Source organism: Pseudoalteromonas sp. SW0106-04 (assembly GCF_001293805.1).
GTDB classification, from domain to species: domain Bacteria; phylum Pseudomonadota; class Gammaproteobacteria; order Enterobacterales; family Alteromonadaceae; genus Pseudoalteromonas; species Pseudoalteromonas ruthenica.
Genome location: NZ_BCAI01000008.1, coordinates 103,301 through 125,321, shown reverse-complemented (window position 1 = coordinate 125,321; position 22,021 = coordinate 103,301). Strand labels below are relative to the sequence as shown.

General features: G+C 47.2%; 16 protein-coding genes. 8 read left to right on the top strand and 8 right to left on the bottom strand.

Annotated features, from left to right (window positions below; translation table 11 throughout):
- The first annotated feature begins 13 nt into the window (after positions 1-13).
- The 3 genes from W04_RS10805 (at position 14) to W04_RS10795 (ending at position 3,083) form a co-directional block, all read left to right on the top strand.
- The gene (locus W04_RS10805; protein WP_045978978.1) at positions 14-754 is read left to right on the top strand and encodes an alpha/beta hydrolase; all 741 of its coding nucleotides are present in this window, start codon (positions 14-16) and stop codon (positions 752-754) included.
- Between the two features lie 142 nt (positions 755-896).
- Positions 897-1,244, top strand: coding sequence for a 2OG-Fe(II) oxygenase (locus W04_RS10800; protein ID WP_373432700.1), 348 nt, complete (start codon positions 897-899; stop codon positions 1,242-1,244).
- A gap of 213 nt (positions 1,245-1,457) precedes the next feature.
- Positions 1,458-3,083, top strand: coding sequence for a methyl-accepting chemotaxis protein (locus W04_RS10795; protein WP_053910827.1), 1,626 nt, complete (start codon positions 1,458-1,460; stop codon positions 3,081-3,083).
- Between the two features lie 11 nt (positions 3,084-3,094).
- Here the strand turns inward: W04_RS10795 and W04_RS10790 are convergent, their stop codons facing one another.
- Together W04_RS10790 and W04_RS10785 are read right to left on the bottom strand one after the other, a co-directional pair.
- Positions 3,095-3,946, bottom strand: coding sequence for a patatin family protein (locus tag W04_RS10790; protein ID WP_082342210.1), 852 nt, complete (start codon positions 3,944-3,946; stop codon positions 3,095-3,097).
- 118 nt (positions 3,947-4,064) lie between these two features.
- Positions 4,065-4,499 (bottom strand): hypothetical protein, encoded by a 435-nt coding sequence (locus tag W04_RS10785; RefSeq protein WP_022944611.1) that lies wholly within the window; start codon positions 4,497-4,499, stop codon positions 4,065-4,067.
- Positions 4,500-4,847: 348 nt separating this feature from the next.
- On the opposite strand from W04_RS10785, the gene W04_RS10780 reads away from it, so the two are divergent.
- The gene (locus tag W04_RS10780; protein ID WP_045979060.1) at positions 4,848-5,765 is read left to right on the top strand and encodes a cation diffusion facilitator family transporter; all 918 of its coding nucleotides are present in this window, start codon (positions 4,848-4,850) and stop codon (positions 5,763-5,765) included.
- A 39-nt stretch (positions 5,766-5,804) separates the two neighbouring features.
- Positions 5,805-8,585: a hybrid sensor histidine kinase/response regulator gene (locus W04_RS10775; protein ID WP_053910825.1), complete on the top strand. Its 2,781-nt coding sequence runs from the start codon at positions 5,805-5,807 to the stop codon at positions 8,583-8,585.
- Between the two features lie 37 nt (positions 8,586-8,622).
- Here the strand turns inward: W04_RS10775 and W04_RS10770 are convergent, their stop codons facing one another.
- Complete coding sequence (locus W04_RS10770; RefSeq protein WP_053910824.1) at positions 8,623-13,137, bottom strand: EAL domain-containing protein; 4,515 nt, start codon at positions 13,135-13,137, stop codon at positions 8,623-8,625.
- A 240-nt stretch (positions 13,138-13,377) separates the two neighbouring features.
- Here W04_RS10770 and W04_RS10765 point away from each other — a divergent pair, with 240 nt between their 5' ends.
- Positions 13,378-13,908 carry an isochorismatase family protein gene (locus tag W04_RS10765; RefSeq protein WP_130145775.1) on the top strand — a complete coding sequence of 177 codons (531 nt, stop codon included), beginning with the start codon at positions 13,378-13,380 and terminating at the stop codon, positions 13,906-13,908.
- Between the two features lie 29 nt (positions 13,909-13,937).
- Here W04_RS10765 and W04_RS10760 read toward each other — a convergent pair whose 3' ends face one another.
- The 5 genes from W04_RS10760 to betI form a co-directional block, all read right to left on the bottom strand.
- Positions 13,938-14,639: a TorF family putative porin gene (locus W04_RS10760; RefSeq protein WP_138542787.1), complete on the bottom strand. Its 702-nt coding sequence runs from the start codon at positions 14,637-14,639 to the stop codon at positions 13,938-13,940.
- Between the two features lie 8 nt (positions 14,640-14,647).
- Positions 14,648-15,865 (bottom strand): BCCT family transporter, encoded by a 1,218-nt coding sequence (locus W04_RS10755; RefSeq protein WP_022944617.1) that lies wholly within the window; start codon positions 15,863-15,865, stop codon positions 14,648-14,650.
- Positions 15,866-15,988: 123 nt separating this feature from the next.
- A complete protein-coding gene (betA, locus tag W04_RS10750; protein WP_053910822.1) occupies positions 15,989-17,656 on the bottom strand; it encodes a choline dehydrogenase in 1,668 nt (555 codons plus the stop codon).
- A gap of 11 nt (positions 17,657-17,667) precedes the next feature.
- Positions 17,668-19,131: a betaine-aldehyde dehydrogenase gene (betB, locus tag W04_RS10745; RefSeq protein WP_053910821.1), complete on the bottom strand. Its 1,464-nt coding sequence runs from the start codon at positions 19,129-19,131 to the stop codon at positions 17,668-17,670.
- Positions 19,132-19,731 (bottom strand): transcriptional regulator BetI, encoded by a 600-nt coding sequence (betI, locus tag W04_RS10740; RefSeq protein ID WP_053910820.1) that lies wholly within the window; start codon positions 19,729-19,731, stop codon positions 19,132-19,134.
- Positions 19,732-20,105: 374 nt separating this feature from the next.
- On the opposite strand from betI, the gene W04_RS10735 reads away from it, so the two are divergent.
- Both W04_RS10735 and W04_RS10730 read left to right on the top strand, forming a co-directional pair.
- Positions 20,106-20,300, top strand: coding sequence for a (2Fe-2S)-binding protein (locus W04_RS10735; protein WP_022944621.1), 195 nt, complete (start codon positions 20,106-20,108; stop codon positions 20,298-20,300).
- 91 nt (positions 20,301-20,391) lie between these two features.
- A complete protein-coding gene (locus tag W04_RS10730; protein ID WP_053910819.1) occupies positions 20,392-21,945 on the top strand; it encodes a phospholipase D family protein in 1,554 nt (517 codons plus the stop codon).
- The last annotated feature ends 76 nt before the right edge of the window (positions 21,946-22,021 follow it).

Below are 22,021 nucleotides of genomic sequence, written 5' to 3'. Positions count from 1 at the left end.
TTAAGGAGAGAAAATGAAGTACCTGTATATATGGCTACTTATCCCTATTTTTTGTATCCCCCTGGTGCAAGCAGAGATTATCTATGATGAAGCTAGGGATAGAGGCATTCCTGTTAAAATATCTTATCCAATTAATGAGCAGGACTGCACCATCGAGAGCAAGTGTGCTGTCGCATTTCTCAGCGCGGGGTACGGTGTTGCTCACACCCAGTATTCTTTTTTAGAGGAGCAGCTTCGTGAGTTGGGCTATATGGTGGTTTCTGTCGCTCACGAGCTCCCTCAAGATCCGCCACTGTCGGTAACGGGGAATCTATACGAGACTCGACGCGAGAATTGGGTCAGGGGTGCCAAGACATTGGCGTTTCTTAAGAGCCAGCTTCAGTCTCGCTATTTGAACTATGCGTTTAATGAGCTGCTTTTAATTGGGCATTCCAATGGTGGCGATATTTCTTCGTGGCTAGGAAATGAAAAGAAGCCTTATATTAAATCAATAATTACATTGGATCACCGCCGCGTTCCTTTACCTAGAAATACCGATATCAACATATTCTCAATTCGGGCAAGCGACTTTGCTGCCGATGAAGGAGTGTTACCTGCAAACACAGTGCAAAGCGACATCTGCGTAGTGCAAATACCTGACGCTCGCCATAATGATCTTTCGGATCACGGCCCAAGATGGTTACAAGATAAAATTAAGCAATTAGTACATGGCTATTTAGTGGGCCAGCCCTGTGCGATGCTCAACAAAGCTTAACACCTGGCTCAAGGCTGGCAGCCAAATTTGGTTGATTTGCACTTTTTGTCGCCTCTATCCCTGCGCGCCATGGCGACCGTAATGAAATAAGTGAATAACTGAGTATTGCAAAAGATAGTGAGTTCCTAAGGTGATTATGCGCATGTTCAATACACTTTTTAGATGGCAAAAAGGCCGCCAGAAAAGCGGTTATGAGAAAATGTTGCTGGCAAGGGCATGGTGGCCGCTAAAATTCGATGTCTACTTGCTCAAGTTCCCACAAGGCTGTGAGGTGCCCACGCACACTGACAAAGTAACCGCAGGCAGACATTATCGGCTTAATATTATCCTCAAACAAGCACGCTGTGGCGGTCAGTTTGTTTGTAAAACGCCTATTTACAGCTCTAAACGAATCAAGTTATTTCGCCCCGATATCAGTGAGCATGCAGTTACGAAAGTCACCCTAGGCAATCGTTACTTGTTAAGTATTGGTTGGGTTCGCGGCCATTAAAAGACCAGCTGTCGTCCAAAGTATTCATCACATATGGGTTAGCATGAATCGCTAATCACACTCGTTTTTAAATATTATCTCGGGGTGAGAACAGTAATTTTTAAACTGGATTGGCGCATTTGCCTATCTTCGAAAATAATTAAGTAGCAACTGCTGTTGCATGAAGTGCATGGATAGGCACAAAAATCTTAGTTTAAATTACGAGGGTGTCCCATGCTCAATACCATGTCTGTGAAGATGCGACTGATTATTTTGTCCATAATTCCAATTGTATTACTTATTATTTCAGCGGCGCTGAGTATGTCCCAACTTAATACCATTGGCGAGGGCGTTGACAGTATTTATAAAGATAGGGTGGTGCCATTAAAGCAAATTAAAGTGGTGTCAGATAATTACGCGGTCAACATTGTCGATCTATTGCATAAGTATCGCGCAGGCGTTATCGACAAACCGCAAGTTATATCTTTGATTGAGCAGGCGAAAGCCACCGCACAGCAGCATTGGCAGGACTATTTACAAACCAAACTCACATCCGAAGAGCAGCGCTTAACCGAAGAGGTGGATGAGTACCTCGCGCCAGTGGCCGAGAAAATTGATACATACATGGGGGCCATAGAAAATGGTACTTTTAAAGCGATGGACCAGTCGCAATTTGTAGCCGAACTTTACAGTGTTTTTGACCCACTCAGTGGCAGCTACGCGGCACTTATCGATTTGCAGCTATCAGAAGCGCAGCGGTTCCGCGACAGTGCCGATGAGCAAGTTTCCCACGTCACCACCTTATTGTTAGTCTTTATCATCTTGACCATTGCCTTTATGGCTTTATTGGCTTGGTTTATCTACCGCTCGATTCATGGGCCTTTGAGCCACTTGCAGGGCACTATTCAAACCATTGCCGAGCAAGCCGATTTGACCCTGCGTGCCAAAGTCACCGGGAAAGACGAAATAGCCACCACAGCTGAGCACTTCAATCATATGCTTAGCCGAATCCACACTTTGGTTACTGACGTTACGGGTGCGACATTGACGTTGTCATCGGCGTCAGAACAAATGCAAGCGATCAGCGCGCAGGTGGCCTCGACTGCAACCCAGCAAGAGCAACAAAGTGCGATGATAGCCACCGCCATTACACAAATGAGTGCAGCGATTCAAGAAGTGGCTCAAAACGCGCAAAATACCTCGCAACATGCTGCATCTGCTGATGGCTTGGCAGAGCAGGGCAGTCAAACCATTGATGATAACCTTGAGGCTATTCGCACTTTATCTCGTATTGTTGCGCAAAACGCCCAATTGATTGGTGAGCTTAATGCCCAGTCAAATGAGATCAACCAAGTGGTGCTCATGATTCAAGGGGTGGCTGAGCAGACCAACTTGCTAGCGCTGAATGCTGCCATTGAAGCTGCCCGCGCCGGAGATTCAGGGCGTGGCTTTGCGGTGGTCGCTGATGAAGTGCGTACACTGGCACACAATACTCAACAGGCCACTGAAAATATCAATACCATGATCGCCAAGCTGCAGGATATGGCTGGCCAGGCGGTGGCAGCGATGCAGAGTGCCGATGACAGCGCCAAAGAAAGTGAGCATCATAGCCAAGAATCGGCAACCGCCATTAACCGTATTCGTGAAGCGGTCGCTGACATTGCCGATATGAATTTACAAGTATCTACAGCCACCGAAGAGCAAACGACAGTGGCTGCGGAGATAAGCCAAAACATTAATGAATTTAACGACAGCATTACCAGCGTATCGCAAAGCTCACAGCAAAATGCCGATGCCAGTAAAGAATTGGCGCAGCTCGCTGATAGCCTGCAACAGCAAGTGAAAGCCTTTGTGGTCTAAATACGCACTCGCTAATTGATGCTTAGCCGCTGCAAATAGTCTAGCCCTTGCTGGCAGCCCAAAGTGTAGCCGTGGCGTAATTTGGCGGCGTCGCGTGTGGTTCTGCCCACAGCAAACTCTGGTTCGGGGGCAATGACCTTGATATGACAATCCGGCGGCGGTGAATGGATAAATTCTAAGCTTTGGTTATATCCCTCTGCTCGGCGGCTCGAGGCACTGATCAGCGCCGGGGTATCGCGCAGTAAGCGTCGTGTCACCCAGTGTGAGCGACTCGGTTTTTTGCGATAGCCCAACGGCTGGGACAAAATCACGGTGATGCGTTTCGCTCCTTGTAAGTAAGCCTGTTGCACGGGGATGGAATCGCTCAACCCCCCATCGGTATATTGCTTATCGCCAATTTGCGGGTAATCGCGATAGGCCAAAGGCAGCGCACAAGAGGCTTTTAAAATCGCTTCTAAATTATCGGCATTGGCTTTTAAATACTCCGCTTGACCGTTGGCGATGTTGGTGGCCACCACATAAAATGGTGCCACTTGCTTCGCAAATGTCGCTAAATCTAAGCGGATATCAGCAATGGTCTGTTGCCATAGCCAATCCAAATCAAACAGGTGCCCGCCGCGTGCAAAACGTAGGTAATTAATAAATTCAGGTCGGCACGAGTAATCCGTGATCACCTTATAGTTGCGCTGGTGTTGTTGGCACAAATAAGCAGCGATATTGGTTGCGCCAGCGGACACTCCAAAATACATATCAAAGGGCTGGTAGTGCTGTTGTAGCCACGTATCGAGTACGCCGGTGGCAAAAATACCACGCATCGCGCCCCCTTCAACAACAAGGGCATGGCTTAGAGATGAATTGGAGATAGGTAAAACCCTGCATACGCTTTTAATTACTACCTCAGCAACTTAGCATGAATTTTATTTGCGCAGCAATGGGCAATAAGGGCAAAAGGCGGTGTATAGGGCACCGCCATAAAAGTGATCAACGATTGGTAACCGCATCCTTACCATCGACGTAGTGTTTAACGTCGCTGGCTTTACCCGCTTGTTCACGCAACAAATAGAAGCAGCCGCGAGAACCTGGATTGTCGGAGTAGCCTTGAATGCCAACAACGGCATCTTTAGTCACATTACCCACGTACTGCAAAGTCGGGTAGCTATCGAAAGAGATGATCACCAATCCCTCCTCTTGCCACCAGTTACCGCCTCCGTATGGGTAGCTCCATGTGCCATCGGCATTAATTGTAAATAACGCAGCGGTAATCGGCGTTGAGCCCGCAGTATTACAATTCCAATTGACATGGTTGCGCCAAGTACCGACTACCGAGGTCGAAGACGCAGCTAATACAGAGGAGGTTGAAGCAAGAGATAGGCCGATAACACAGGCCACAGTAGAGAGTGATTTCACTAGTTTCATAATTATATTTCCTTATATAAATGTGTTTTTGCGTTTTGGTTACACACAAGAGCAATCCTTCAGTCCTGTTGTGTCGCCACGCGACTTTGAGATTAGCTAAAAAAAGCATAGTTTCAATGATGATTTAACAAAAAAGTTACACATGGATGATTTTTAGGGAAATTTAGTTATCGATATGACCGGCAAGTTAGAGCGGTGATTGGTTCCAAAGCGGGCAGTGGCGCCTATCACTCTTTTATGAGCAAGTCTTGTGCATTCACAACGGGCGGTGATGAAAACGGGTGTAATATAGTCGCAAAACAAGTACAATTGCGACTATATATCATTCCCGAGTATCATCCGGCGCGCATGACCGACATCACCACACACCAGGCTTCTCGCAAACGCTTACTTATTGCGCTCGCTATAACCTGTAGCTTTATGGTCATCCAGCTAATAGGAGCTTATCACGCAAACTCTCTAGCGGTGTTCGCCGATGCCGGTCATTTATTTGTGCACAACAGCACGTTATTTATCGCTATTTTGGCCTCCTCTATCGCCATTCATTTGGCACGCAACTTTAATGAAGGCTATAAAAAAGCCGAATTAGTGGGCGGGCTTATTAATGGCAGCCTGTATTTGGGAATTAGCTTAACCATTTTGTTTCTTGGTTCTGAGCGGTATTTTGAAATGCATGAGGGGCATCACAAAGACGTTAACACCACCATTATGGCGTGGGTTTCAAGTATCGGCTTTGTCTTTCATGGATGCGCCGCTTGGGTGTTATACAAGGGCCGCAAAGACAGCATTAATGTGTACGCGGTGTTTCTCCATACTTTCTTTGATTTACTCTCCACCGTCAGTACCTTAGTGGCCGGTGTCACTATCGCGCTCACTGGGTGGCAGCAATTGGATGTGCTGTTTAGTATGGTGATTGCCGTCTTCGTGTTATTCACCGGTTTGCGCCTTATTGTGCAGTGTATAAAGCGATTGCAGAATCAAGAAGGGCGTTTGCCTAGTGCACAAGCTATTGAAAAGGCGATGACGAAACTTGCTCACGTACACAGTGTGCACAATGTGACCGTATCTCGAATTGACAAGCAGCTCGCCGTTGGCGCACATATCGTATTGAAACATCAATGTACTGTCGCGGCTCATGATGCAGTCTGTCGAAACAATGCCGAACAGATGTTAAAACAACGCTTTAATGTTGAGCACAGCGTACTGCAAATAGAGGCCCATCCGCATTCCGAAGATGGACAAGCGCATCACTGTGTACAACACTAAGACTACGCAGTTCCTATAAGTTTTTAAGCTTTCCTACAAATGAGCACAATTCGCACCGGACTTCAAAGCAGCAACAAGTTCATGGTGGCTTGCTTACTCGGCCTGATTGGCGGGTTGACGCACCTAATTCCTGTATGGTTTTTGGACAGCTCCGAGTTTTTATTTGGGCAAATTTTTGTGTTGCTGAGCCTCGTTGCCTTGGGCTTACGCTACAGTGTTATCACCTTGGCTATCGCCTCTGCTTTTATCTTTTATCGCTGGCAACATGCTTGGCCCAGTATCGCATTTTTGCTCGAGTTGATATGGCTGCATTGGTTTTGTTGTCGCCGCTTAAGGCGTCCTTTATTGCCATGGGGTGGGGTCTTTTGGTTGCTGATTGGTTTGCCGCTGCTGGTGGTTTTTGGTCATTGGATGGTCGAGTTGCCGTGGTTATCGCTTACCACTGCTATTTTCAAGTATTTACTTAACGCCATTATTTCATTAGCTGTAGTTGACCTATTAAGCTACTTTTTACCCTTTATAGTTTGGCACTATCGGCAAAACTCGCTCAAACATATCCTCAGCTACGTGGTCAGTGTATTGATTCTATTGGTGGTGTTGTTGACGACCGTGATTTTGGTTAACGATCACTATGAGCGTATAGAGTATGAGGTCAATACACAATTACGCGCCCATGCAGATAGGGTCTCGCAACAAATAGATAGCTACCTAGAACAACATCAAAATGCCATTGTTTCGGCGCGCGATACCTTGGCGCAAGGTGTTGATGAGCGTTGGCAGCTTAGTCATTTAGGGCAAATGTACCCTGGCTTTATTTCTACAGTGCTGATTAATCAGCAAGGGGTGGCGTATGTGGGATGGCCCAAGTCGCTTCTTGATGGGCTCTCCGCACAGCAGCGAGATGTGACTGACCGCGATTATTTCACGCAAGCGCATAGCCACCCTAACGGCTATATTTCCAGTGCTTTTCGCGGTCGAGGTTTAGGTGACAACCCCATTGTTGGCATCTCGGCACCGATATACGAAAAACAACAGTTTGCAGGCGTGATTGAGGGGTCGCTGCGATTAGAGTCTTTTCGTCGCTTTCAGCCCTACTTGTTCGAGCAACAAGGGGAATTGCTGGTAATGGATGCCAACAATCACGTGGTGTATAGCAGTGTAAATACTTTCAAAGTGCTAAGCCATCTCGAGCAACCTGCTTTAGCGGAGTTTAACGGTGATTCAAGCGCTTTGTACCGCTCTGTTAACAATGAGCTGTATTACAGCCGGTCACTTAATAGCTCCCAAACAGGTTGGACGGTCATCGCTATGATGAACCGCCTTCATGTAAACACTGTGGTCGCTTCAACCTGGCTGTATGTGTTGTTGCTTACGCTGGTACTCTTGCTGCTGGCGGGGATTTTCATTCGCCAGCTAAGCCAAAGATTGGTTGCGCCACTTAATTTTTTAACCCAAGTAATGCAGCGCTACCCGATGCTGCCAAATAAGACGCCGCTTAGCCAACACGAGTGGCATGAAGTTCAGCAACTACACGAACAGTTTGATTCACTGGTGGTGCAACTGCAGCAGAGTTTTGAGCAGTTAGCACAATCCGATGACCGCAACCGCGATTTGAACAAACAACTAACGCGCTTTAACCAAGAGTTGGAGCGTAAAGTACAAGAGCAAACTGCAGAGCTCAAGACTGCGGTGCATAGAGCAAACCAGGCCAGCCGAGCAAAGTCACAGTTTTTAGCTAATATGAGCCATGAGCTGCGTACACCCATGAACGGTGTGCTCGGGATCACCGACATTTTGCTGCAAGACTCGCAGCTGAGCGCCCAGCAACGCCAGTATTTAACCACCTTGGGTGCAAGTGCACAAAACCTACTGCAAATTCTTAACGACATACTGGATTTTAGTAAAATTGAAGCTAATGCCTTGGAGTTGAACGCACAGCCACTGGCTACTCGAGCATTTTTCACTCACGTAGAGCAGGTATTTCATAGCGCCAACGACAACAAAGAGGTGGGCTTTGCGTGCGATATAGCCGCGAATGTGCCCTCTAGTATTCGTGTTGATGAGCTCAGACTCAACCAAGTGATCACCAACTTATTAAGCAACGCGAAAAAATTCACCGAGCGAGGAGAGATTGTCCTTAGCGTGCAATACCGCGATGATGAGCTTCAGGTGGCGGTGCGTGATACTGGCATAGGCATGAGCGCAGAGCAGCAAGCACGCATCTTTACGGAATTTACTCAGGCTGATGTGTCAACAGCTCGGCGGTACGGGGGCACTGGTCTGGGGCTGGCAATCTGCCGCTCTTTGGTACAAAAAATGGGCGGCGATATCTGCGTTTCCAGCGCTGAAGGAGAAGGCAGCTGCTTTCGTTTTACCATCAAAGCGCCTGCCTGTGAGCACGTCGAGATGGACCAACATAGCGAACTCTCGGCGCCTGATTTAACTGAGCGACACGTCCTTGTGGTTGAGGACAACGCTGTAAATCAATTAGTCCTTGCCAAGATGCTTGAACCTTTGGGCTGTGAGGTGGCCATCGCTCAAGATGGGGTACACGCTTTGGATATGCTCCATCAGCAACGCTATGATGTGGTGCTCATGGATTGTCAAATGCCGCACATGGATGGGTATCAATGTACCCAACATATTCGCAAAGAGCCGCATAAATATGGCGTCATGCCAGTTATCGCGATTACTGCCAACGCCTATGAAGAGGACAAAAACCGTTGTTTGGCGGCGGGGATGAATGCTTTCGTGTCCAAGCCACTGCAAGCGCACGAGTTGCACCGCAGTATTCGCGCTGTGTTAAAAATTTCCCACTAACTAAGGGTAAACTCAAAGCATCGACGACACTCAAGCACTACAAACTCTTGGTTTTATCAATCACGCCATCGATAAACTCACTCGATAGCAGTGTTTGTGCGTCCACTGGTCGAGCAAAGAAGAACCCTTGTAAATGGTGACACCCTAACTTATTGAGGAAAAAGATTTGCTCTCTGGTCTCCACTCCCTCGGCGATACAGTATAAGCCAAGGCTACGCGCCAAGTTGTGAATGGTGCGAATGATGGATTCATTGGTTGGGTTTACCCCAATTTGCCGTACAAAGCTTTGGTCTATCTTAATGACATCAATAGGGAATTGACTCAAATAGGTCAGTGATGAGAAACCAGTGCCAAAGTCATCGAGGAAAAGTTTGAATCCGGCGCTGTGTAAGCGGTTAAGTTGCTCTGCCGCTTTGGTTTTATCCTCGAGTAGCGTATTTTCGGTGATCTCCAAGCGAAGCTGTGTGGGGCTAACATGGTGAAGTGCCAATATATCTTGTAGGCGGTCGCTTAAGTTCGACTTTAAGATATGAATAGGCGACAGGTTCAAAGATAAATAGAAATCATCAGAGCTCTCAAACCAAGGCTTTAAATCGCGCAGGGCTCTGTGTAGTGCTTGCTCGGTAATGGCATCGATTAAGCCTATCTCCTCGGCGATGGGGATAAATTCTCCTGGAGAGATAAATGTGCCTTCATGTGGCCAGCGCAGCAGTAGCTCCACACCTACAATGCGTTTTTGGAAGTCATGCACAATGGGCTGGTAGTGGTTAAGTAACACCTCATCGCGATAGGCATCTTGTAACGCATTTTCTAGCATTAGTTTATGGGTAATGCGGTTGTTCATTTGTTCGGTGAAGAACTTATAGCCATTACGCCCTGCATTCTTGGCATGGATCATCGCCATATCGGCATTACGAATAAGATCTTCGGCGTTATCCGCATCGAAAGGAGACAGGGCAATCCCCACACTGACAGAGATATTGATAGTGATATTGCCAATTTTTATGGGTTGCTCTAACACCTTGGCTAAGTGCTCAGCAAATTCACTGAGCATCTGTGGTGAATGGACATGTTCTATAAGTAACAAGAACTCATCGCCACTTTGACGCGCGAGCAGCGCATTGTCGTCTAATTGTTCGCTGATGCGTTCACAAATGCAGCACAGTACTTGGTCACCAACGGCATGGCCAAACGAATCATTTACCGGCTTAAATTTGTCCAAATCAATAAATAATAAGGCTAACAGTGAGGCGTTTTCTTTCGCGTAGTCAATTGCTTGGGATATTTTTGAACGCATCATAGTGCGATTCGGTAACCCAGTTAAGGGGTCGTAATTGGCTAAGTAGCGTAACTCGTCTTCAGCACGCTTTTGCTCGGTCAAATCGGTGATCACGATGACGTAGTAGCTCACCTCATCACGGTTGTCGTTATTATCACGGCACACCGCAGTGACGCTTATTTGCACCGGATGGTGGCGGTTATGCTTGGTGCGAATCTGTTCTTCACAGCGCCAGTTCTGCCCCGCTTTTAGGCGGCCGATGATACTCATGTACTTCTTATATTTGTGTTTACCTAGAGCACGCACAAATGGCTGAATATTAAGTTGTGGCGCTTGTTTGCTGGCAAAGGCTTGCAGGAAACTATGATTGGCCGAGAACGGCTGCATATGCTCATCTAAAATCAGTAACCAATCGCTGATCTGGCTGATGGCTTCACCTAATACTGTGGCTTGCTGCGCTGAGGCTTTCGCGTCGGTGATATTGGTATAGATGCCTGATACTACTCGCGCTTGCCCCTGTAGGTCGCATTCGGTAATGCGCCCAACTTCGTGATACCACAGCCATTCACCACTGCTGTGAGCAATGCGATAGGTGCACTCCCAAGTGCCTTGCTCTCCTTGTTTTAAAAAGCGCTTCCACTGGGTACGATAGCGCTCCACATCATGAGGATGAATAAGTTCGGCATGTTGCTCAAATGAGCAGCTCAAAAAACTGTTAGCATAACCGAGCTCGTCACTCAGACGCCGCTGCGCAAATTGGCGCTCAGATACATAGTAGTGCCACACCCCGCTGTTACTGCTTTGCAGAGCTAGGTTGGTTTGCTGTTGCGAGTTGACCGCTACACTGTGGGCGTCACGTAGTTTGCGTTGTTGTGCGCGTAAGTACATCAGCCAAGCGCCAATAATCGCAATGGTGAGCAAGGCATACATGGTTTTTGCAAGCGGCGAACGCCATGGTGCGTAGGCCACATTAACAATAAGACGCGCCTCACGTGAGTACTTGCCGGAGACAGGGTCGAAAGCACGAATGCTTAGTTCATGGCGCCCGGGGTTAAGTTTAGCAAACTGTAAGGTGTTGTCTTTGTAATCGTTATAAGTAAAGTCGCTCGCACCCGATAAACTAATGCGGTAGCGCACTTGGCTGCGGTGTAAAAAGTTAAAACTAGAAAAGGATATTGTCAGCCCTAGGTCGTCGTGCTGTAACTGCAGCGGCTTATCAATATAACTGATAGGGGAGTAATCGATTGAACGAGATAATAAATCAATATCTGTGATTTGCGGTGGTGGTGCAATATACTGGGTGTTGCCAGAGACGAAGTCTGTCGGGTCTATTTCCAATAACCCTTTTACGGTACCAAATACTAGCTCGCCATTGTTTCGCTTAAGTACCGCAAAGGCGTTAAACTCCGATGCGGATAGGCCATCTTCTACGGTAAAATAGCGCACGTGTTCAGAATTTATATTTAATCGATACAAGCCGTTGTTGGAACCAAACCACAAGTAACCTAAATCATCCACCACTGGCGTATACACGCCAAGGTTCTTTAACCCTTGTTCAAGGCCTATTCGGGCGCGAACCTCAAGTGTTTCCATATCAAGAGCAACTAAGCCCTCGTTATCGATGCTCAACCACAAGGAATTATTCTGATCGACCGTCCAGCCATCAATATAATTAAAGTGCTGTGGATTCGTGTTGGCGGATTCATAAACCACCTCAACTTGTTGGCGCGAGGTGTCATAGCGATAAAGTGTACCGCTATGACTAAGCAGTGGGTCGTTCGGGTGATTAGGCAGTGGCGATAGAAAGTGCGTGGCTAAATCAGGCAAAAGCGCGCGATTCAGTGCTGGCACATCGGTAATGCGGTTAGCCTCGGGGTCATACATATAAAAGCCACTGGGCGCGATAAAAAACGCCCGATTGTCAGGTAACTGCACAAGCCCGCCATAGTAACTCTGGGGGTCGAAGCTTTGTGGTCTATCTGCTTTTTCTAACGGGTGTGTCAAAGTGTTGGTTTTAGTATTAAATAGCTCACTGCCGTAGCTCGAATCTAACCATAGCGAGTCTGGTTGATGTGTGGCTGGAAAAATACGATAGATAGTTTGTTGGCCAATGGCGAGCTTATCGTCCTTATTGACCAAATATGCCTCACTCTCACCATTGGCACTGAGACGGTTGAGGCCGTTATCGCTGCCCACCCACAATGTACCATCGGCCTGCTCATGCATCCCCCAAGCGATATGCCCATGTTTATATTGGCCGCTAGGAAGCGTTCGCTGGCGAAAACGCATAGACAGCGGCGACCACGAGAATACTCCTTGGGAGCGAGAGCTAAGCCACAACATGCCACCTTTATCACGAAAGAGTACTTGGATACTGTTGTCGCTGACAGCAAAACGCGATTTACTAAATTGGACCAGTGTTTGTGCGCGCAAAGATTGCCGACTAAATTGTTTTAAGCCCTCATCTGTGGCGATAAAGTCATTAAGCCCATAGCGTTGGAAGCCCCATATGTTGTAGCTTGGCAATAATGTTTTAAATGTGTTGGGGCTTGAGAGGCTCATGCTGTACAAGCCTTCTACCGTGCCGATCATCAGGCCAAATTCACTGTCAAAGCGCAACAGTTTCACGTTTTGCTGATCGCCGCTCGGCGCTTCGCTCTTGGGTAGGTAGTTAATTTGCTTCACTCGGCCTTGTTGGTAATGGTAAAGGCCATTGGATGCACCGACATAAAGCCCATCTTGGTGTGGCAGCAAGGCGCGGATGATATGGGTTTCATTGGTAATACTAAAGGCATGAGTGAGTGAGTTATCGGTTAAATCGAGACTGAAAATATGGTGATTTAAGCCAAGCCAAACTCGCTCAGGGTTCAGGGGATCTTGAGCGATGGCAGAGACGGCAACATAGTCTATCTTGTGTTCACTAAGGGTGTTGGCAATGATTTGCTCGGAAGTGAGCGTGGCCGGGTCGACCAAGTACACGCCGCTGAACTGCGTCGACACGAGTAGTTTGCCATTTGCTAGTTTAAGCATGGTCAAAATAAAGTCACTACTTAGTGCCGAGTGTTGGCTCTCAAAAAGCGTTACCTTATAGCCGTCGTAGCGATTTAAACCGCGCCCTGTGGCGAACCACATATAGCCGAAATCGTCTTGGGCTATGGCACTAACCGAGCCCTGAGACAAGCCCTCATCAGTGGATAAACGTTGGAGCTGATAGCCGTATCCAGCATCGTTGACGTGTGCCTGTGAGGGTGTAGCAAATAAATGCAAAAGCATGAAAAGCACAGTAATACATGCGCTATGTAGACGACGCAATGGCTGACCCCAATTGAAGTTGAAACCAACATATTAGCCTTAAATCCCTCAGGGCATTTAGGCATCAACTAATCGTTAACAATAATACATAAATTTAGCATAGAACCTTGGTTCGTCACTATATCTTTATAATTTTACTTTGAAAAAACCACACCTTATGATGAATTTCGGAAAACAAAAAGGAACAAAGTGGAGCGTTTAATGAACAATAATGCACAAAATGCAACCTTAGTGGTTGTTGATATGCAGGCTAAGTTAGCACCCGCTATGAGCGAGTACACCCATATACGTGCTCAGGTGCAGTTGCTACTTAGCGCCAGTCACTGCCTTGATATTCATTGTGTGGTGACAGAGCAATACCCTGAAGGTCTTGGGCCAACCGATGCACAACTTAAAATAGGGAACGCCAACTATATTACCAAAACAACGTTCAGTGCCGCCCAGCATAAAGATTTTGAGCAAGCATTAGGCTCGCACCAGCACATCTATTTATGTGGTATGGAAAGTCATGTCTGTGTCTACTTCACGGCAATGGATTTATTGGCCAAGGGCTACACAGTGAGTGTGATAGCCGATGCGGTGTGTTCACGAAAACAAGAAAACAAACAATGGGCGCTTTTGCAACTGCGTCAAGCTGGCGTGCAGGTATGCTCTGCAGAAACGGCTATATTCGGATGGATGCACAGTTGCGAGCATCCGCAATTTAAAGAGGTTTTAGCGTTAATAAAATAGGCGCCATGGTCGGCGCCCATTGTGGGGATTTACAGTGAGAACGTTTTGCTCACTGACAGTACCAAGCGCTCATCAGCGTATTCGCTATCAAGGTTGGTATCTTCTGCCGCCAACTCGAAATCAAAGCCTGAATAGGAGGTTTGATAGGCGAGACGGTAATGTACGTAGGATTTGCCATCCGCTTGCCACGCGAACTTATCGCCATCTAGCGAGTTTGACGCGTCTACGCTTAAGCGCAAGTTATGACCCTCTGCCAGTGCATAGTTATGAGCTAGCATGGAGATAACATGGCCAGCATCGGTGCCAAAGTAATCCCAGGTGTACCAGAAGTTGGCCTCGGTAGTACCCAGTTGCGAGTCATAGGCAAATTTGGTGTAGGCTTCAAAATAGTTACCGTCACTGGAGCTAGATGCGCCGTGATAACTGTAATAAGCGATACCATAATCCACAGACAGCTGGTTGTTCAACTGGCGAAATTGGCCGACGTAGAAATCCCATTCTAAGTCAGTGCCATCGCCAAAGTCGACGTTTGACGCCCAGCTGCCGGCGTAGAAACCGTTATCGGCAGCGTAATCAATGCTCCCTTGCAGCGCTGGGTCGTTTTCAGTTTGGCTTACACCATTAAAGGTGTAGTCGCTAGCACCAGTAATTGTTGCTGACCAATCAGCCAATGCGACCTGTGAGGCCATCATTAACGAGATTGCGCTTAAAGAGTAAATTGTTTTTCTCATCATTGCTCCTAATGTACGGATTCTATTTTTTTATAATCAAGACGGTTTTCTTTTGGTGAGCTATCGATGTTGCTCACGGTTTTGAATTTGGTGTACAAAATGTAGCCTAAACAACTAAAGAATAGACCAATTACCAAGGCACCGACCCATTGGATTTGTAAGAAGTCAAAAGTAAACAACAGTGTCAGCGCTGCTAAGGCTAGAAAATGAAAGCCCATGTAACGCCATTTACCCAGACGCTTAGTCGTCAGATTGAGGTTGTCACTATAAAGACGGATTAATGAGTCCAACGAGTTGATCACGAAGATAATGCCGACAAACACCATGGCGAAGTTACGGATACCCGTCGTATCTAGCCCTGCATCGTGATAGTGGTATAACACCGCAAACCACAGCGCAATTGGAATAGAGGGGAAGATCAACATTGCTGCTAGCACCTGATAGGTTTTAAGACCACCGACAAAGCGGGCGGTAAATTGGCCAATCATGATGCTCCATGCGAACCACCAAAACAGGTAGAAGGCGTGGTAATCATTGATAGGGAAGATAAATTCGTGGATGTTGCCGAAATAGCCTCCCAGCATGGCCACTGACTGAGCGTACTCACCCATGGCGCTATCACCCCATAAGAAGGCGCTGCCCCACATAAAGGCGATAAGACCAATAAAGACCCACGTCGTGGATACACTCAATACACGTACATATTTAATGTCGGTACTGGAGTAAACAGAAAAGGCAATAGCGGCAAAGACGATGAGGTAAAATAACGGAATGATGCTCTCGCCATCACCGATGCTAGGCAAATACCATGGTAAGTTGGCCAACAATAATGAAGCGGTAAAGGCACAAGTGCCAATAATCACCACGTTATTAATAAACTTCACCCAAGGGATCTCAAAGAACTTTACTTTGGGCTCAATTACGCAGAAATAAAAGCAGGTGAGGAAGTAAAAACTCCAGATGAAAAAGCCCCAAAAACCAAACTCAATGGCGAGCGGATTAGTGAATGCATATTCTGGGCTTGCGTTTATGTCTGCATAACCGCCAAACTCGGTCAATGGGAACATGATCAGTCCCACATCCAGGCCGGAGGTGAACAAGATAGCAATAAAGGTGAAGGTTCGTACTGGGGTGACACCCACGCACTGCACATTCCCCCATTTCGCCAAGATAAAGACGATAGCGAGTAGGGTAAATAAAATGCCAGCACTAAGCCATAAAGTCATTATCACCCTCCCAATATAAGTAGAAATAGTTCATATTTTCTCCATTTTGTTGTTTTTAAAATATAAGGCGCCCAGGGCGCAGCTATTGAGCTGCACCAAGAAAGCCTTGTGAAATCGTATTAGTTACAGAGTTTGGCTACGCTGTCGCTGCTGCCATTGCGGGTCGTTGACCACTTCAACATGCTGCGACGCAAGCGGAGTCTTTCCTAAGATATGGTCGGCTGCCTTTTCCGCTACCATAATGGTGGGCGCATTTAAGTTGCCATTAGGAATGGTCGGGAAAATTGAGGAGTCAACCACACGCAGACCCTCAACACCATGTACCTTTGCCTGACTATCAACCACGGCCATTTCATCTTCACCCATTTTGCACGAGCAAGAAGGGTGGTAGGCACTTTCAACGGCTTGGCGCACAAAGGCATCAATTTGCTCATCTGTTTGCACATCAGTACCCGGTTGAATTTCCTCATCGCGGAATGCATCAAATGCATTTTGATTAATAATTTCGCGCGTTAGGCGCACGCAGGCACGAAAGCCTTCGATATCGTCCGGGTGTTGAAGGTAATTAAATTGAATTTTTGGCGCACAGTCAGGGTCGCTGTTTTTAACCAACACATGACCACGACTTTTCGGCTTATTGTGACCAATATGGACTTGGAAGCCATGGCCAGCGAAGGCACTCTTGCCATCGTAACGAATCGCCGCAGGTAAAAAGTGATACTGTAGATCAGGCCACTCAACCCCTTCTTTAGAGCGAATAAAGCCACATGATTCAAAGTGGTTGGTCGCCCCTAAGCCATCTTTGAATAATAACCAGCGGGCCCCGATCATGGCTTTTGAAAACAGCCCAAGCTTGCCATTGAGGGTAATAGGTTGCTTACACTTAAATTGGAAATAAAACTCCAAGTGATCTTGCAGGTTCTGACCCACACCGGGTAAATGGTGTGTACAGGGAATACCGGCATTATCTAAATGGGCTTTGTCACCGATGCCAGACAACTGCAACAAATGTGGAGAGCCAATGGGCCCGGCACTTAAAATCACTTCTTTGTTGGCCATGGCTTTATGAACTTTGCCACCAACGCGATACTGAATGCCACGAGCTTGTTTGCCCTCTAGTAACACTTTTTGCGCTTTCGCATGAGTGACGATGGTGAGATTGCTACGCTCTTTGACCGGATCCAGATAGGCACGCGCCGCCGAACAACGTTTGCCGTCTTTTACGGTCATGTGCATAGGGCCAAAGCCCTCTTGCTGTGCACCATTATAATCTTTGCTAAAGGCATAGCCTGCTTGCTGACCGGCATCAACAAAGGCTTTATACAACGGGTTTTTCATGTTGTTGCCGTTATTTACGCCCAATGGACCATCGCCACCACGATAGCTGTCACCGCCGAGGTACCACTGCTCGGCCTTTTTGAAATAAGGTAAGCAGTCCTGATAGCTCCAGCCTTGTGCACCGTGTTGTTGCCATTCGTCAAAGTCTTTGGCGTGACCGCGTACATACACCATGCCGTTGATAGATGATGAGCCACCGAGTACTTTGCCGCGAGGACAATGCATTTTGCGATTATCTAAATACGGCTCTGCCTCAGTGTGGAATTGCCAAGCATATTTGCTGGTATTCATAGGGATAGACAGCGCCGTAGGCATTTGAATAAAAATACTTTTATCACTGCCGCCGGTCTCAAGTAACAACACCCGGTTGTTACTATCGGCACTCAGGCGGTTTGCAAGTACACAACCTGCTGAACCGGCGCCAACGATAATATAATCAAATTCGCTGTTCATGATGCACCTCCTTAAAACGGGCTCTCAAGTTGGTTCATACCCACGTACACCGATTTCGTTTGCAGATATTGGTTGATAGCCTCTAAGCCGTTTTCGCGGCCGATGCCCGATAGCTTATAGCCGCCCACAGGCATCTCTGCTGGTGAGGCGCCATAAGCATTAATCCAACAAATACCGGCTTCAAGCTGGTGGATCACACGGTGGGCGCGGCGTAGATCTTGGCTCATTACGCCAGCGGCCAGGCCCATAGGCGTGTTGTTAGCACGCTCAATGACTTCTTGCTCGTCATCAAACACTAAGACACTCATAACCGGGCCAAAGATTTCTTCGCGACAAATAGTCATGTTGTCATCGCAATCGGTAAACACGGTTGGGGCAATAAAATAGCCTTGCGGCGCACTTGTCGGGGTCAGTGCATGACCGCCGATGGCAACGGTAGCCCCTTCTTGTTTGCCCTTGTCAATGTACTCAAGCACGAGCTGTTGATGCTTTTTCGAGATCAGCGCGCCTAAGTTCACTTCAGGGTCTAAAGGATCGCCGGCAATAATATTCTTTTGTGTGCGCTCGAGCAGTTCACTCATAAACTGCTCATAAACACCACGCTGCACAAACACGCGAGTACAGTTGGTGCACACTTCACCTTGGGTGTAGAAGTTGCCAAGCATCGCGGCACTGACCGCTTCGCTAATATCGGCATCATCAAATACCAACAGTGGCGATTTACCGCCGAGCTCCATGGTGACGTCTTTTAAGTTGCTGGCGGCGCTTTGCATTACTTTTTTACCTGTGCCCACTTCGCCGGTGAAAGAGACCTTCTCGATTTCTGGGTGGGTTGTAAGCCACTGACCCACCTCAGCGGCGCCATGGACGACATTGAAAACGCCTGCTGGTACGCCGGCTTCAATGAAAATTTCCGCTAACATGTTGGCGCCTTTCGGGGTTTCTTCCGAAGGCTTAAAAATCATGGCGTTACCTGCGGCCAAGGCCGGTGCAGATTTCCAGCACGCGATTTGCAGGGGATAGTTCCATGCGCCGATACCGGCACACACCCCTAACGCCTCTTTGCGGGTGTAATAAAAATCGCCGGCCACCTCTTGCTGCTGGCCGACCACGGTGGGCGCTAATGAGGCAAAGTACTCAATGGCGTCGGCACCGGTGACTACATCGACGCACTCGGCTTCTTGCCATGGCTTACCTGTATCTAATACTTCAATTTTTGCCAGCTCATCGTTACGCTCGCGTAACAATGCCACCGCTTTGTGCAAAATGCGGGCACGCTCGATAGGCTGCATTGCTGACCACTGCGCGAAACCAGCTTTAGCGCTGTCGATGGCGGCCTGCTGGATATGCTCATCGGCCACTTCGACCTGATAGATGACCTCGTCAGTTGCAGGGTTGATGACATCAAACACATCGCCATTGGCGTTGGCCATGGGGGCACCATCAATAAAATTTTGTAAGCGAGGGTAAGACATTTACTGTTCTCCAAATTGCGCTATCAGGGTATCGATATAACTTTTACTTAACTGCTCAGCGTGATGAAAGTCATCGGCTTCGCCGCGGCTGAGTACACAGCGTAGCCATAATCCGTCAATCATGCCTGCGGCCAACTCAGCGGCCTGCTTGGCTTTGTCGCGTGGCATCAGGGTGTTAAACGACACCTGTAAATTACTGCGTAAGCGACGACTGTTGACCTGCTGCAGTCGGAATAGGGCAGGATCGTGCAGTGACTGCGCCCAAAAGCTCAGCCAAGTTCGGGTGCTATCATGCTGTTGCTGTACGGGTGCAAAGTTGGACTCAACAATTAAGTTTAATCGCTCTCGCGGACTGAGCCTGTCGTCAGCGGTGGTCTTCGCCAGCAAGTTAATTTTCAGCTGGGTTAATAAGTAACGCACCGTTGCTTCAATCAAACCTTGTTTACCACCAAAGTAATGGCTAATGATGCCCGAGGATAATCCGGCACGTTTGCTAATGCTGTTGATGGTGGTGGCATGTAAGCCAAGCTCAGCAACTGAGTTTAAAGTGGCGTCGATTAACTGTTGACGCCGCACAGGTTCCATTCCGACTTTAGGCATATTTTTATTAATTGACCGTTCAATTAAAATAAAGATTAATAGTTTGAGCTGAAATGATCAAGTTTCAGAGTTTGTTCAGATCCAAACGTAGGCAAAGATCTGCATTGACTAGGAGGCAGATTTTTACTGGTCAGGGAGTTGGTAAATATCATTTTTAAACAATGGTTTAGAGGTCTCCCTGAGTGTTTTTTTTGTGGCGGATACAGCTTGAGAATAGAGATAGAAAATTTTTTTATCAGCACCAATGATTAGATGTCTAATTGCTTGTTAGCAAAGTGTAGATAGCGCAATAAAACAGCAACAATTTTTTATTGATAACTATTTTTGTTTAGATTAAACTAAGCCAATAACGCAATTGAGAGTGGTTTGTATTCGTGTATATCTGTTTATGTCATGGTGTATCAGACAAAAAAATTGAGCAGGCGATTGATGATGGAGCCCGCTCAATGCGCGATCTTACAAAAGAACTAAAGGTCGGTTCGCAGTGTGGCAAATGCTGCAATTGCACCAAAAAAATCCTTAACCAAAAGTTGATTGATATTGTTGATGTGACTGACGACGTCGCTTAATCCCCATAGCGACGTGTGGACCTCCTACCTCCTTTTATATCCCCCTGAATTTGTTATAGTAACGATAGACTACGTTGCTTAGGTAATCACAATGGATGCCCTTATCAACGCGCGTTTATTACTTGTCTTTGCCGTGGTGGTTGTTGCCGGTTGCGTAGCCCCTAAAGCGTATAACGTGCACAACTTAGACAATGCCAGTTATTCCATGACTGCGAAGGGAACAGCTTTGATATCGAATGTTATAGACGAACAGCCCAGCCCTGAACTGTCGGGGTTTTATCCCTTGATTGATGGCCTGGATGCCTTTGCTGCACGTATTGCGCTGATAGAGACAGCACAATACTCTGTCGATCTTCAGTACTACTTGTATCATCGCGAAGAAACCTCACAGCTGTTGAGTGCCTATTTATTGCGTGCTGCCGAGCGTGGCGTGCGAGTTCGCCTGTTACTTGATGACCTATCTCAAGCGAACCTAGAGCAAGATTTAAGTGCTTTGGCGGTGCATAACAACGTTGAGGTAAGACTGTTTAATCCTTTGAATCACAGGCGATTGCGGTTCTTGAGTTTTATCACTGATTATTCCCGTGTATCGCGGCGTATGCACAATAAAAGCTTTATCGTTGACAGCGAGCTCTTCATTACTGGGGGGCGGAACATTGGCAATGCCTATTTTTCCGGTGATCATAACTCACAATTTGTTGACTTTGACGTATTGGGTGTCGGCCCAATCGTTGATAAGGCAACCATGGCTTTCGACTTATATTGGAATCATCCACTCGCTGAGGATATCAATGAATTGTCTCGCAGTGCTGACAGCCAAGATTTGGCGCAGTTATCAAGCCGCCTAAGTCGTTACGTTAGCACCGCATTTCACAACGAAAGCCCCTATATTCAAAGGCTTAAAGAGTCCACTTTAGTACAAACATTGGTTAACGGTAAGCTGTCTATGGACTGGGCAGAAGCGCAGTTGTATGTGGATGACCCTAATAAGCTGTTAACCGATAGCCGTAGTAATAGTACGCACATGGCACCGAAGCTGTTTGCAGCCATGGGAGAGCCTCGCCAGCGCGTGAACATTATCTCCCCTTATTTCATTCCCAAAGATAAAGGATTAGAGCTCATTAAGAAATGGCGTGAGCAGGGGGTTGCTGTGACTGTTCTTACCAACTCGCTTGCCGCTACCGATGTGCCGGTTGTGCATGCTGGGTATGCCGACTATCGCCAGCAGCTGTTGGCTATGGGCGTCGAATTATGGGAGCTTAAGCGTAATCTGGACTTAGCCGCGCAGCAACCGAAGCGTAAAGGGTTTCGTGGCTCTTCCACTGCCAGCTTGCACGCCAAAAGCATGACCATGGATGATGACAAAATATTTGTAGGTTCGCTAAATCTAGACCCGCGCTCGTTTAATTTAAACACAGAGCAAGGGTTGTTGATTCACTCCGAGCGTATGAATCGTTTATTAAGTCGATGGATCACAACGGAAATGCCTAAATATGCGTGGCAGCTAAGCCTAGATGAGCAGGGCGATATTGTGTGGCAAGACAGAAAGAACCAACAGCGATTGACCACTGAGCCTGATACCAGTGCATGGTTGCGGTTTAAAGTATGGCTTATGTCTTTATTGCCGATAGAAGATGTTCTATAGCACAGATAAATTGGCCACACTTAAATAAAAAAGCCGCAACTTAGCGGCTTTTTTTAATGAAGATCAGGCGCGGCAA

What these genes read in the sequence shown, in the direction of transcription:
- W04_RS10805 (WP_045978978.1), top strand. Translation starts at nt 14, where the DNA reads ATGAAGTACCTGTATATATGGCTACTTATCCCTATTTTTTGTATCCCC.
- W04_RS10800 (WP_373432700.1), top strand. Translation starts at nt 897, where the DNA reads ATGTTCAATACACTTTTTAGATGGCAAAAAGGCCGCCAGAAAAGCGGT.
- W04_RS10795 (WP_053910827.1), top strand. Translation starts at nt 1,458, where the DNA reads ATGCTCAATACCATGTCTGTGAAGATGCGACTGATTATTTTGTCCATA.
- W04_RS10785 (WP_022944611.1), bottom strand. Translation starts at nt 4,499, where the DNA reads ATGAAACTAGTGAAATCACTCTCTACTGTGGCCTGTGTTATCGGCCTA.
- W04_RS10780 (WP_045979060.1), top strand. Translation starts at nt 4,848, where the DNA reads ATGACCGACATCACCACACACCAGGCTTCTCGCAAACGCTTACTTATT.
- W04_RS10775 (WP_053910825.1), top strand. Translation starts at nt 5,805, where the DNA reads ATGAGCACAATTCGCACCGGACTTCAAAGCAGCAACAAGTTCATGGTG.
- W04_RS10770 (WP_053910824.1), bottom strand. Translation starts at nt 13,137, where the DNA reads ATGCTTTTGCATTTATTTGCTACACCCTCACAGGCACACGTCAACGAT.
- W04_RS10765 (WP_130145775.1), top strand. Translation starts at nt 13,378, where the DNA reads ATGAACAATAATGCACAAAATGCAACCTTAGTGGTTGTTGATATGCAG.
- W04_RS10760 (WP_138542787.1), bottom strand. Translation starts at nt 14,639, where the DNA reads ATGAGAAAAACAATTTACTCTTTAAGCGCAATCTCGTTAATGATGGCC.
- W04_RS10755 (WP_022944617.1), bottom strand. Translation starts at nt 15,865, where the DNA reads ATGACTTTATGGCTTAGTGCTGGCATTTTATTTACCCTACTCGCTATC.
- betA (WP_053910822.1), bottom strand. Translation starts at nt 17,656, where the DNA reads ATGAACAGCGAATTTGATTATATTATCGTTGGCGCCGGTTCAGCAGGT.
- betB (WP_053910821.1), bottom strand. Translation starts at nt 19,131, where the DNA reads ATGTCTTACCCTCGCTTACAAAATTTTATTGATGGTGCCCCCATGGCC.
- betI (WP_053910820.1), bottom strand. Translation starts at nt 19,731, where the DNA reads ATGCCTAAAGTCGGAATGGAACCTGTGCGGCGTCAACAGTTAATCGAC.
- W04_RS10730 (WP_053910819.1), top strand. Translation starts at nt 20,392, where the DNA reads ATGGATGCCCTTATCAACGCGCGTTTATTACTTGTCTTTGCCGTGGTG.